Raw genomic sequence first — 13,167 nt, forward strand, 5'->3', positions numbered from 1 at the left:
CCAATGTCAGGTTTGAAAAGCTTTTATCAGGAATGACATATTTGTGTGTCAATCTGCGATCTATCTCACGCTTTATCACTGGTTGCAGTGGTTAAAAATATCTATTTTGAAACTCAATAGAGCCTGAATTTCAGTTTTGTTTATCAGTCTATCGTTGCAGCCAAACCTGCTTGACTTAATTCATTGCGATGCATGGTGGCCCATAATTGCCCTAGTGCAATACCGCCATCACTAACAGGCACCTGTTGGCTAGCCAGAACATAAATACCGTGACTGTTTGCCTGATTTAAACATTGCTGCAGCAATACTTTGTTTTGAAATACGCCGCCACAAAATACATGTGGGTAATGTGCATATTGCTGACTGACACCGTGCACCGCACCAGCTAAAGCCGAGATGAACCCATGGCAAATTTGCTGATAATGAGCTGGGGAATTGGGCGCGGTCTGTATATGATGAATGATCTGCTTGAATAGGTCTTGGCTGTCCCATTGTGTGACAGTTTTCACGGCAAATTCAGCAGGTTCTTCTGGTTGGGTCATCGCTGGGTATTGCTGAGCTGTGACCGTTAGGCTGATATTGACAGCATTCGCGTCAATATGAGTATCAGTACTTGGGTTAATTGAAGTCGCTTGGCTTGCTTGTGCCTCAATCAGCATGCCGGCTTGTCCTTCAAACTGGTTTGATTCGATTAAGCCTAAAGCCACGGCGAGGGCATCAAATAAACGCCCCACAGAGCGACAAGTAATCCCATGGTTTGGGTTTAGCCACAAGGTATGCAGATTACCTAATTGTGTATCCGATAAATTGTTTATGGCTGGTATGGGCAGTGAGCGGATCGTGTCGAGGTCGAAATGCTCAAATAATAATGCCAGTAAAATCCGAACAGGATATTTAATGGCTTGTTCACCGCCAATCAGCTTAAAAGCACTAAAATGCGCCACAGTTTGATATTGCTGGCAATCGGCTAGCATGACTTCACTGCCCCATAAGCTTTTATTATTGCCAAGGCCAGTGCCATCAAAGCTAAAACCCAGCACAGGCTTAGTGTGTTGATTGGCCGCCATGATGGCTAAAATATGGGCGTAATGGTGCTGAATCGTACTTTGGTGCACTTGAATATTTTGCTCGCAATAGTCATTTGCCCAACGACTTGGTGCATAGTCAGGGTGTTGATCCGTCACGATATGGCTTGGTGTGAAGTCGTATAACCGTTTGAACGTCGCAAGGCTTCTTTCAAAGTAGTGCTGCGCGGGTAAATTAAATAAGTCGCCAATGTGCGGTGATAAAATCATATTGCCTTTAAATCCGAAGGCCACGGCATTTTTCTGCTGGCCACCTACCCCAAGGTATGCATTTTCATCTAATGCTAAATTGCCAGAGGCTAATGTCAGCGGTGCGTAGCCTCTCGCTAGACGTATAACCTGCAACTGATCATTGATCATTTGCACCACACTGTCGTCGCAGGCATTAATAATAGGGCGGTTATGATCAACAATGGCATCTACCACATGACCAAGCTCCGACATAATGTCATCACAGTCGCAAATAATCGGTTCGCCACTGCGATTGGCACTGGTGGCTACCAAAGGTTTGCCAAATTGTTGGAGTAGCAAATGATGCAGTGGCGTGTAAGGCAGGAATAAACCTATTCGATCGATGTCTGGGGCGATAGCATCACTCAACTTCCAGTGTGTTTCAGTTGCTAATGATGGACTATCTAATACGGAGTGTTTATTGAGCACCACAATCGGTTTTTCAGCACTTTGCAGCAGTTGCCACTCAGCTTGAGAGCCTTGCGCCAGTAGTTTGGCTTGAGATAAATCTTTGACCATTACAGCTAATGGCTTCGCCGCACGTTGTTTGCGTTGTCTTAATGTCGTGACAGCATGGTGATTAGTGGCGTCACAGACCAGATGAAAGCCACCTAGCCCCTTAATAGCCAGCACTTTCCCTTGCTCAAGCAGACTCACGATTTGCTGCAATAATGAATGAAATGAAGTCTCAGCAAAAGGGGCAAAAGTGTCACTTTGGGCTTGGCGCTCAAGTATACGTAACTTTGGCCCACAATCTGGGCAGCTAACAGGTTGAGCGTGATAACGTCTATCAAGTGGATTGGTATAAGCCTGCTCGCATTGTTTGCACATCACAAAGTTGGCCATTGAAGTATTGTGCCTGTCGTAAGGTAGCGCATTGATAATGCTGTACCTTGGGCCACAATTGGTGCAATTGGTAAAGGGGTAGTGATAATGACGATTTTGGCTATCAGCCATTTCGTCGAGGCAATCTTGACAGGTGCTCTTATCAGCAGACAGTGCCACTATGGCTTGTGCATCGCCTTTATCACTTTCGATAATACTGAAATCATCATAAATGTTATTTATGGTTTGATATTCAGTGTTTATCGCATCAATACGGGCTAAAACTGGGGGATGTTGCTCCAGCTCAGTTAAAAAATGATTGATGCTGGTGGCTTCTCCCTGAAGCACTATGCTGACGCCAAGATGATCATTTAACACAGTGCCTGTCAGCGAATAGGTATCGGCAAGGCGATAGACAAAAGGTCGAAAACCGACCCCTTGCACAATCCCTTTAACAAAAATGCTGACTTGTTCTTGAGCCATTTAAACCCCTGATTTTACCGAGTTACTTAGCGGCGACGCTTAGCTAAAAAGAGACCACCAACCGCCAAATTCACCCCTTCTAAATCGAGTTGCTGATTGACTAATAATGGCGTGTTCTTACCAACACGGATCTGGATGCGCTTGGCTAGCACTGGGTTATCAAATTCACTGCCGGCGAGCACGAGATTATGAATGCCAATGTTTTTATCCACATGCTCAATCCAGTTACTGAGATAATCGGCTAATGAGTCATGGAAGGCAAAAGCTAACTTGGCAGAATCGGTTTCTCCCGCTAAACGGAAACTCATTAAGGTGCCCAAGGTTTTGCACCAATTGATACTGCGATGAGCCTCACCTTTAGTGAGAGGAAAATCAATTCTTGGGGCATTTGCGCCACGAAATGCCATCGCATCAGCCACAAAGCGGTCAGCTAATTGCTGGGTGATTGACTCAGGTGCATCATGGTGCACTGTGCAGCCAATAATCGTCGCCGCCACCGCCATTAAGCTGGTTAATGACTTTGGATGACTGGTTAATTTGATATCAAGCAAGGTGTTGTAACTGTCAGGGTGATTTTGCTTAAATTTGTCCAATAAGCCTTTTTCACGGCTTTGGCTGAGTAGGTGGCAAATCTCATAACCTGATGTCGGCATGGCATCCAATTCAAAGAACAACTCAGCTTGGCTATCTTTGTCTATCGTGACAATTTGACTAGCTTGGTAGCGGCTAAAAAACAGCACCCCAGCATGCTTTGGCTTTTTAGATTTACTCGGTGGCACTTGAGCTTGTAGCCCTGCAAGCAATGCACATTGCGCTGCATGTGTCGGTGGCAGTAACTGTAGATTTTGTGAGTGAGTGGCGCTCCAACTAATTTGGTCATTGTTGCAATTGGCTGTGTAAGCCATATTGGTCACCAAGGATACGGCATCATCATGTAATGGCTGGAAATAGCTTTTACATTTGCCTGGAGATACTTGCTGTTTAGCAACCCATTGGTGATTAATTAAGGCCAGTTTGAGTGGTGGATTGGCATGGTGCTCACCGGGTGGGTTTGAATGGGCGTATATCCAATTAATGCCTCGTTGACGAAGACGCTCACACAAGATGATCATTAAACGATTACTGGCAAATTGCACATCGACCAGCGGCGCTTTAATTTCTTGCATACCAGAGTCATTGGTATAGAGCTTAAGGCAAGGTTTTTCAATGCTTGATAATGCTAACACCTGTTGCTCGTTCAGGCTAAAGTAGGCATTCATCGCATTGGGGTTGCATACAATAATAGATGGACGCTCCCGTACATTGTTAGGCTGAGCAATAGACAATGTCATATTGTCTTCAGGTAAATGTAGGGTTTCTTTGTTTAACAGCACCTCAGCAAAAGCAAAGATATCCTGTTCAGTAAACGCTCTTTGGGTGGCAGATAACTTGTTATGTCCGCCGCAATGTTCACAAGCGAGGTTGATATTGGCGAAGTCGGCACTTTGGTTATCACCAAATTGGGGTTGGCAATTCTGGCAGTAACTTAACGGTGCTGTTTGATTGTTGATACTAGCTTTAGGTGCATCCGGGTATTGTTTAGCCTCAATGCGTTTGATGTTGGTGTCGATAAGCCATACAGACAATAAAAAGTGCTCAGCAATATCTTCGGCTAATTGTTCTAATTGCGGCTGTTCGCCGTAGGATTCAAGGACATAACAACTATGGTGTTGCTCATTGATAAATTGGACGCTAGTTATATCAGCAGATTGATATTGCTGGAATTTATCGCACAGATAACTGTACAGTGCGACGGGTTGTGAGCAAATAAACTCAAACTGAATATGGTGCATCATGATCTACGCCTCGTTTGTAAGCATCGGGGATCACTGCATCGATGGTTACTTCTTGTTGTTGTTCTACGGTAAAGCCGAGTGAAGTTAGGTGGCCAAGTAAGGCTTTTTCCATTGTAGGAACGGCATTACTGATTGCGGCCGTTAACCCAAGTGTCATAGGTTCGATTACGGTTGGGATCACACCTAAAACATGGGTTTTTGGTCTGTCGCCTACCATGTCCATCATGGTTAAGGTTTGCAGCATTTCTACTTCGTGGGCACTGCCTTGCCAGTCAATTTCAGCTGGTGCCTGATCAAAATCAAAAAAATACACGTCACCATAATTGGCATCGGCGCTGTTCACTGTATCGACAACAATGAGTTGATCATATTGGCAAATGGTGGGGATAAGTCCTTGTGCTAAGGTGCCCCCATCAACAATCTCGAGTTGGTGTTGAGGGTGATTGAAGGTATATTTTTCTTTGATGTAATTAGTAAAATGTACGCCGATACCTTCATCGGCGTACAATACATTACCAATACCCAATAGTAATATTTTGCTCACGTTGGGTTAATGATCCTTATGATAGTCATAGCCTGACACAATGGAGTCTACTGAGTTGTGTTTAAAACGAATACCTGACCAAACAGCCATGTATACGTGAATGACCACAAACACAATAAATGCCCATGTCATATAATGGTGCCAGATACGTACATTAGCGAGTCCGCCCATTTGTGCGGTTACCCATGCTGCGCTATCCCATAACATGCCACCAAGTCCTAGATGATATACATTGGCATATAGCACCAAGCCTGTAATGCAAATGAACAAAGCAACGAACGATATTGCTACATAGGTCACAAATTGCAGTGGGCCATAAATACCTGCCTTGTTGAGATGTCCAACCCAAATGTAAGATTTGAGTTGTGTCAGCCAGCTGTTCACACTTAATACATCTTTAAATGATCGTCTTTCAATGTCATTGCGACTAAAGAAGAACAAGTAAAAACGCACTAGAGTGACGGCGGTTAATACAAATCCAAACACAATATGGGCAAAACGGATCCAACCTTGAACTAACACATCGCTGGATTCAGGCGCCACTAAAAACGGCCATGAAATATAAAAGCCAGTGACCACTAAAACCAGAATAGACAAGGCTCTTAACCAGTGAAATATCCTAATCGCTGGTGTAAAGATGAGATGCCTTGTATGGGTTGCTGAATGTGCCATAAACCCTCCCTTATATTAACCAACCAAGTTAAAAACCATTTGGGTCAATCTTGAACTGACCTAAGGTTTGTTTGTTGTAATCCATCACGTGTACGGCACACGCCATACATGGGTCAAACGAGTGAATGATACGAATAACTTCTAATGGCTTAGTTGGATCTTCCAGTTTCAAACCAATAAGCGAAGCTTCGTATGGCCCCATTTTGCCGTTGGCATCGATAGGGCCTGCATTCCACGTGGTTGGTACGATGGCTTGGTAATTTTCAACCTTGCCGTCTTTAATACGGATCCAATGACTGAGCATACCGCGAGGCGCTTCAATCATGGCGTGGCCAACATACTCTTTGCTTGAGTCGATTTCAGGTTTCACATAGGTTGACTCATCACTTTGCATATTGACTAGCATGGCATCAAAAGTTTTCAGGCCTTCTTCAGCCACAATCACGGTTTGCAGCATGCGGGCAGCTGTACGGCCTAATGTGGTAAAGAGTGCTTCAATGGGTAATCCTGTTGCGGCTAATAGGCCGTTTACTGCGTTAACCACGACTTCATTGCCGCGAGCATAACTCACCAGTAATGATGATAATGGGCCAACTTCTACAGGCTCACCTTTATAACGCGGTGATTTCACCCAAGAATATTTGCCGTCGCCATCAACGGTAGGTAGTTTGCCGTAAACTGTGTCGCGCTCTACAAAGCCTGTGTAATCAGGTACTGTGGTACCTTCATAGGGATGTTGCGCACCATCGGCTTTATACCAAGCGTGGGTCACATCTTCTTTGATTGAGTCAGGGTCGATGTCGCTCACACCGGCTAAGTCGCCGTTCATGATGACGCCTTGGTCAAACATGTATTGACCGTCAGCAAGTACAAAATCATTAGTTGCTAGGAAGTTAGGTACGTTCACGCCACCCAGTACACTTGGCTCACCGCCAAATGCAGCCGCTGCCATCACAATATCGGCTTTGTAAGCACGAATAATGAAATCATTCACAATGGCGTGTTTTTGTTTCCACTGCTGTAAACGTGCTGGACTGAGCATGTCTCGCACTGAGGTGACACCACCCACAACAAGAGACTGTGGATGTGGAGATTTACCACCAAAAATTGCCAGCATTTCAGCTGCAACACGTTGAACTTCTAGTGCTTTTAAGTAGTGGGATAATGCAATCAGATTTTGCTCAGGGGTAAACTTGTAAGTACCATTACCCCAATATGCATTGGCAAATGGGCCAAGCTTACCGGTTTCAACCAAGCCTTTAACGCGCTCTTGTGCTGCACGCAAATCACCTTCACCCGCAGCAATTGGGTTGTCGGTGTATTTCAACGCTTCTTGGGCTGCCAGTGCTGGATCTGCACTTAATGCAGAGACAACATCTACCCAATCTAAGCCATGTAAATGATAGAAATGCACAATGTGGTCATGCATATAGAGTGAGGTTTGCATCAATGAGCGCAAGTATTTTGCATTCAATGGGATTTTAACCCCAAGGGCATTTTCTACAGCCTCAGTGCCACAGCGGTAATGAGAGTAGGTACATACACCACAAATACGTTGGGTAATAAGGCCAACATCCATAGGAGTACGACCTTTGAGGATCACCTCAATACCACGCCATAAGGTTGAAGACGACCAAGCTTTAGTAATAGTGTTGTTTTCATCCACTTCTACCTCTACACGTAAGTGACCTTCAATACGGGTGATAGGGTCGATAACGACGCGATTGCTCATGATTACTCCTCCAATGGCTTAGCAAATAAACTGGCAACGGCATGGGCGCCGATACCGACAACAGTAGCACCTAAAATAACCGCACCTATGGTGTCTGCAGTTGCATCTATGCCATGTAATAATTGTCTTCCTAATGGTCGTTCGAAATCGGCCATGTCATCCCAGAAATTAGGCTCTGAGCAGCCCATACAGCCATGCCCTGCAAGTACGGGCCAGCTGGTGTGATGGTTGAATCGTTCTGTTGGACAGTTGTTGTAGGTGTACGGGCCTTTACAACCCACTTTGTATAAACAGTAACCTTCTTTAGCTCCGTGGTCGCCGAACTCTTCAACGAACTCACCGGCATCAAAGCGGCCGCGACGTTCACAGTTGTCATGAACACGTGCGCCATAAGCCCACTTCGGACGATTGAACATATCTAAAGCAGGTAATTTACCAAACATGATGAAGTACATTAATGTACCGACAATGTTCTTTTCGCTCGGTGGGCAGCCACCAAGGTTGATGACAGGCTTATTAATGACTTCTTGTACGCCTTTCGCACCAGTTGGATTGGGCGCTGCGGCTTGCACACCTCCAAAGGCGGCGCAAGTACCGACTGAGATTATTGCGGCAGCACCGGCAGCGGCTTCTTTCACAATGTGTAAGCCTGTATGACCTTTACAACCAACAGTGAGGTAAGCACCGTTGTTGGCCGTTGGTACTGCACCTTCAACTGCGAGCAGGTAATTACCCTTGTATGCCTCAAGTGCATGTTCAAGGTTTTCTTCGGCTTGCCAGCCAGAGGCAGCCATTAAGGTTTCATGGTATTCCAGTGAAACATGGTCAAAAATCAGTGTATCTAAGTTGGGCGTATCTGTTCTTATCAACGATTCTGAACACCCTGTACATTCCGCCATGTGTAACCAAATTAAGGGTACACGGTCAGCAAGCTCTGCAGCTTCAGCAACTAACGTGCTAAAAGGCAGTGGCAACGCTAACATAGCAGTGACAGCACCACTCCATTTAATGAAGTCACGGCGAGTGATGCCGTTTTCGGCCATTTTTTGTTCTAGGGTGACATCTTGCCTGGGGGCTATTTGGCGTAGATATTCAAGGCGTTTTTTACCTTGCTCGTAGAGTGCGGCGTGATTATCCATAGTCTAACCTTCTTATCATTTTCACGATGGGCTAATTTCCATTAATTATCAATATAGAGTCTGGTTAACGGTAAAGACTTGATATAAATCAATCCGCACCAAAATTGTGCTTTAGATCACAAGGTGTTGTAGAAGAAGTTTGAGACTGATCGCCCACAAGATAATTCAGCGGACATTTTGTCCAAAATGGCATATGGGGTGTGATTTGGCTCACGCTTTTGTGGTGGTATTTGTAGGTTCTGATACATCAATAAATTTTTTTCTTTAAATATAAGACGTTATATTGAAAAAGATATGGCAAACAGCTTATGAAGATAGGCCGATTTTAGTTGATGTAGTATTAATTTGGGGAGTGTCTAGCTGAGTAAATAAAGCTAATGCGGCAGTGAATGGCTTTGTTAAATCGTTGGCAGTCATGATAAGCAATCCATCACCGCCAACCTCAATAGACAATTTAGTCTACTGCAACCATTACGTTGCTTGCTTTGATGATGGCATATGCGTCACCGCCAACCACTAGGCCTAAATTTTCACATGATGCTTTAGTAACAACAGAAGTAATTTCAACACCAGGTGATAATTCAATAACAACTTCATTGTTGACTGAACCTTCGTTAATTGATTTTACTTTGCCATTTAGCATGTTACGTGCACTAATTTTCATTTTGTTACTCCTTGTTGTTGGAAAGGCTATGCTAGCCCCATTTGTCACAAATGGAATATTTTCCCCTTATTTATTAGTGTTTTGTCACACTTGATCTGCTTTTATAGTCAAACTTTCACCAACCTAAAAAAATGGCACCTAAAATCGTATTTAGTAACAATTCCATTTGTGTACAAAGTAGACGTTTACTGTAGAGTGGTTATTAAGAGAAAGTGAATGTTCGCATAAATTGAAAGGTTTAAGGATGAAGTTAATTGCAACATGTCGGCGTGCTTTAGCGCAAATGGACGCTAGCTCGCGTGTACAACAAATGGTGAGTCGCATATGGGGAACAACCTGTTTGCTTGGCTGTGCAATGGTGACTCTGTCTCCTAATATTGCATCGGCCATTGCTTTTAAAGAGTACAAGCTCACTGCTGATATCGAGCTGACACAACCTATTGTCTCCGCCAATGTACTTGCTGCAGAAGGCAACGAGTTGATTGTGGTAGGCGTTGATGATCAGTATCAGCGCTGGTTGATTATCTATGGCTATCAAAACCAACAGTTGACCCAATTAGACAAGCTGTTATTAACCAATGATTTATTTCGATACGACGTTTACCAAGCAGACAATGACCCTCAAGCTCATCCCAATAGCGAAGGCGCGATACAAGGATTGTTTTTCATTAATGCTGACACGCTTTACCAATTTGTGCCCAGCAACGCACAGCAACCAAGTCAACTGGTTGAAGTGACGCAAGTGAGCTCAATTACTCAAACCAGTAGTGCTGATTATATTTCTCGCGGCCGGTTTGCGTTAGACATTAACCGAGATGGTTTGGGCGATATTGTGTTAAGCGACTTTCATCAAACCCATGTGTTGTTAGGTAAAGCTGATGGCCAATTGCATAGTCAATCTGTACCGCTAAAGCCGATTGTGGAAGTCACCCGCAGTGGCGCGGAATATAGCCGTGCAGAAGTATTTAGTAGCGACATGAATTTTGATAATTTGTCCGATCTTGTCAAGGTGGGAGAGGGAATGCTGGAAGTGTATTTTCAGCAAGAAAATGGTCAGTTTGACCCCGTGCCTAACTATATTTCTGTGAGCCAGCCGATTAGCGGTATTAATTGGTGGAATAAGCGTGATGCATACGGTAGACAATTAGATCAAAGCGACTTGCTGTACCGCAAAGTTGAGCAGATAAAAGACATGAATGGCGATGGCATTACTGACTTAGTGGTGCGATATACCAAAAGCTCGGGCGTGTTTGATCGCAGTAACGATTACGAGGTGTATTTAGGCCAAGTGCAACAGTTAAGCCCTGATGGGGCAAAAACAGTGAACTTTGGTCGTGAAGCTGCAACCGTTATTAAAGCTGATGGTACCTTAACCGGCTTACGTTTTAGTGACTTAGACAATGACAATATTGATGAAGTAGTGGTGTCTGGTTTTGATGTGGGCGTATCGCAAATTATCGGCGCGCTATTGTCAGGTAGTATCGATCAAGATGTGTATGTGTTTAAGATGGATAATAATAATCGCTTCCCATCTAAAGCTAACGAGAGTAAGCAAGTCGAGCTTAATTTCAGTCTTACTTCAGGGCAAAGTGGTGAACCCGTGGTCGCGTTAGGGGATTTAAATGGAGACTCTTATAAGGAGTTAATCCTGTCAGACAGTGATGACAAGTTAAAAATCTATAATGGCCAGTCTGGCAAGCAACCATTTTCAAGTAAAAGCAGTGAGTTAAGCTTTACCTTACCTACAGAGGGGTCAATGTTATCTGTGTCTGATATTAACAGTGATGGCCTTGATGATTTATTGGTGCAGTATGGCCGTCAAGATGAGAAAAGTTTGCAGCGTCAACTACGAGTGTTTATTGCAGAACCAAAATGATAATCGGAAACTGAGCATGTAAGCTTATGAATTAAAATAGTCTATTCGCTATTCTCTGTTTGGTACTCAAACATCAAAATCGCAATCCATCATTTAAACGGGCAAGTTTCTTTGCCCGTTTTTCATTCCTATTGTTGAAGTGCTTTGTCAATAATTCTCATTTAGATCTCTGCTATGTCTAGATAAAAATAAAAGTGATACAGATCAAAAAACCATAAATATTCACCAAAAATAGGTTTTGCTTTTCTGAGTTAAGAGTAGACTTGCTTTAAACATGTAAATTTTATGCATGATTAAAAACAGAGGAGAACGTGTCATGTTTTGTGTTCAATGTGAGCAAACAATCCGAACCCCAGAAGGCAATGGGTGTAACTATTCTCAAGGTATGTGTGGCAAGTTAGCCTCGACCTCAGATTTACAAGACTTACTGATTTATATGCTGCAAGGCGTATCAGCTTACGCAGTGAAAGCACGTGAGTTTGGCATCATCAATCAAGACATTGACACTTTTGTGCCGAAAGCATTTTTCTCTACGTTAACCAACGTAAACTTCGATGATGACCGTTTAACCGACTATGCGCGTCAAGCGCAAACTTACCGTGAGCAGCTTAAAGCACAATATGTTGCGGCATGTGAAGCGAATGGCCAAACGCCAGTGGTTATTGCTAATCAAGGCGAGCTAAATCTCGCGGCAAGCCAACTTGAAATGCTTGAACAAGCACCTATCGCATTGCCTAATCGTGGTGATGTTCATGAAGATATTTTGGGTCTGCGTTTATTATGTTTATATGGCCTAAAAGGTGCCGCAGCTTATATGGAGCATGCGCGCGTATTGGATAAAACGGACGATGAAGTCGCTGGTCGATTTCATGAGATCATGGCATTCATTGGTGAAGATTCTGTTGATGCTGACAAGCTATTTAACACGGCAATGGAAATTGGCCAGTTAAACTACCGCGTGATGGAAATGCTTGATAGTGGCGAAACTGAAGCATTTGGCCACCCTGAGCCAACTCAAGTCAACACCAAGAGTGTAAAAGGTAAAGCGATTCTGGTCTCTGGTCATGATATGAAAGATCTAGAACTGATCCTTGAGCAAACCGCGGGTAAAGGCATTAACGTCTATACCCATGGTGAAATGCTTCCTGCTTTAGCTTACCCAACATTCAAAAAGTACCCGCACTTAGTGGGCAACTACGGTAGCGCTTGGCAAAACCAGCAAAGCGAATTTGGTACTTTCCCAGGTGCAGTCGTGATGACCTCTAACTGTATCATCGACCCTAATGTGGGCGATTACGCTGACCGTATCTATACTCGCAGCATTGTAGGTTGGCCGGGCGTAACACACATTGATGGTGAAGACTTCTCAGTCGTGATAGACAAAGCACTTGAGCTAGAAGGCTTTAAGTACGATGAAATTCCTCACACCATTACGATTGGTTTTGCACGTAATGCGCTAATGGCAGCAGCACCAACAGTGGTTGAAAATGTGAAAAACGGTTCAATCAAAAACTTCTTCCTGATTGGTGGTTGTGATGGTGATAAAACTGAGCGTAGCTACTTTACGGATTTAGCCACGTCAGTACCGGATGACTCAATCATCTTAACTTTGGGTTGCGGTAAGTATAAGTTCAACAAACTTGAGTTTGGTGATATCAACGGCATTCCACGTTTGCTTGATGTTGGTCAGTGTAATGATGCTTACTCAGCTATTCAGTTAGCTTTAGCGTTAAAAGATATCTTTGAATGTGATATCAACGATTTACCGCTTCACCTAGTACTATCTTGGTTTGAGCAAAAAGCCATTGTGGTATTGCTTACACTACTTTCATTAGGCGTGAAAAACATCCGCACTGGCCCAAGTGCACCAGGCTTCCTCACTGAGAATCTGGCCAATATCTTGGAGCAGCAATTTGGTTTACGTACCACCACGGATGTGGCTTCAGACCTTAATGCGATGATCAAAGCCGCATAATCATGCAGATAGGCGGTATTGACTGAGTTAATACCGCCTTGATATTCGCTTTGTGTCATTCTCATTGTAAATGTCATTGTTTACTACAGATTTTTGTCAACGCTTT

General features: G+C 43.8%; 9 protein-coding genes. 2 read left to right on the plus strand and 7 right to left on the minus strand.

Going from position 1 to position 13,167, the window contains the following annotated elements; genetic code table 11:
- Positions 1-143 precede the first annotated feature (143 nt).
- From hypF to ACHUGF_RS03895, 7 genes are all read right to left on the minus strand, one after another.
- Positions 144-2,624 (minus strand): carbamoyltransferase HypF, encoded by a 2,481-nt coding sequence (gene hypF, locus ACHUGF_RS03865; protein WP_394129464.1) that lies wholly within the window; start codon positions 2,622-2,624, stop codon positions 144-146.
- Between the two features lie 26 nt (positions 2,625-2,650).
- Positions 2,651-4,459: a Kae1-like domain-containing protein gene (locus tag ACHUGF_RS03870; RefSeq protein ID WP_394129465.1), complete on the minus strand. Its 1,809-nt coding sequence runs from the start codon at positions 4,457-4,459 to the stop codon at positions 2,651-2,653.
- Positions 4,437-5,003 (minus strand): HyaD/HybD family hydrogenase maturation endopeptidase, encoded by a 567-nt coding sequence (locus ACHUGF_RS03875; RefSeq protein WP_394129466.1) that lies wholly within the window; start codon positions 5,001-5,003, stop codon positions 4,437-4,439. The genes ACHUGF_RS03870 and ACHUGF_RS03875 overlap by 23 nt, the downstream gene beginning before the upstream one ends.
- A 6-nt stretch (positions 5,004-5,009) precedes the next feature.
- Entirely contained in the window at positions 5,010-5,675 is a 666-nt protein-coding gene (gene cybH, locus ACHUGF_RS03880; protein ID WP_394129467.1) for a Ni/Fe-hydrogenase, b-type cytochrome subunit, read from the minus strand.
- A gap of 28 nt (positions 5,676-5,703) precedes the next feature.
- Positions 5,704-7,407 carry a nickel-dependent hydrogenase large subunit gene (hyaB, locus tag ACHUGF_RS03885; protein ID WP_394129468.1) on the minus strand — a complete coding sequence of 568 codons (1,704 nt, stop codon included), beginning with the start codon at positions 7,405-7,407 and terminating at the stop codon, positions 5,704-5,706.
- 2 nt (positions 7,408-7,409) lie between these two features.
- On the minus strand, positions 7,410-8,546 hold the full coding sequence (gene hyaA / locus ACHUGF_RS03890) for a nickel-dependent hydrogenase small subunit (protein WP_394129469.1): 1,137 nt from the start codon (positions 8,544-8,546) through the stop codon (positions 7,410-7,412).
- 454 nt (positions 8,547-9,000) lie between these two features.
- The gene (locus ACHUGF_RS03895) at positions 9,001-9,210 is read right to left on the minus strand and encodes a TOBE domain-containing protein (protein ID WP_394129470.1); all 210 of its coding nucleotides are present in this window, start codon (positions 9,208-9,210) and stop codon (positions 9,001-9,003) included.
- A 244-nt stretch (positions 9,211-9,454) separates the two neighbouring features.
- On the opposite strand from ACHUGF_RS03895, the gene ACHUGF_RS03900 reads away from it, so the two are divergent.
- On the plus strand, positions 9,455-11,086 hold the full coding sequence (locus tag ACHUGF_RS03900; protein ID WP_394129471.1) for an FG-GAP repeat domain-containing protein: 1,632 nt from the start codon (positions 9,455-9,457) through the stop codon (positions 11,084-11,086).
- Positions 11,087-11,402: 316 nt separating this feature from the next.
- A complete protein-coding gene (gene hcp / locus ACHUGF_RS03905) occupies positions 11,403-13,061 on the plus strand; it encodes a hydroxylamine reductase (protein ID WP_394129472.1) in 1,659 nt (552 codons plus the stop codon).
- The last annotated feature ends 106 nt before the right edge of the window (positions 13,062-13,167 follow it).

It is taken from the genome of Shewanella maritima (assembly GCF_043643735.1).
Lineage (GTDB): Bacteria > Pseudomonadota > Gammaproteobacteria > Enterobacterales > Shewanellaceae > Shewanella > Shewanella maritima_A.

What these genes read in the sequence shown, in the direction of transcription:
- hypF (WP_394129464.1), bottom strand. Translation starts at nt 2,624, where the DNA reads ATGGCTCAAGAACAAGTCAGCATTTTTGTTAAAGGGATTGTGCAAGGG.
- ACHUGF_RS03870 (WP_394129465.1), bottom strand. Translation starts at nt 4,459, where the DNA reads ATGATGCACCATATTCAGTTTGAGTTTATTTGCTCACAACCCGTCGCA.
- cybH (WP_394129467.1), bottom strand. Translation starts at nt 5,675, where the DNA reads ATGGCACATTCAGCAACCCATACAAGGCATCTCATCTTTACACCAGCG.
- hyaB (WP_394129468.1), bottom strand. Translation starts at nt 7,407, where the DNA reads ATGAGCAATCGCGTCGTTATCGACCCTATCACCCGTATTGAAGGTCAC.
- hyaA (WP_394129469.1), bottom strand. Translation starts at nt 8,546, where the DNA reads ATGGATAATCACGCCGCACTCTACGAGCAAGGTAAAAAACGCCTTGAA.
- ACHUGF_RS03895 (WP_394129470.1), bottom strand. Translation starts at nt 9,210, where the DNA reads ATGAAAATTAGTGCACGTAACATGCTAAATGGCAAAGTAAAATCAATT.
- ACHUGF_RS03900 (WP_394129471.1), top strand. Translation starts at nt 9,455, where the DNA reads ATGAAGTTAATTGCAACATGTCGGCGTGCTTTAGCGCAAATGGACGCT.
- hcp (WP_394129472.1), top strand. Translation starts at nt 11,403, where the DNA reads ATGTTTTGTGTTCAATGTGAGCAAACAATCCGAACCCCAGAAGGCAAT.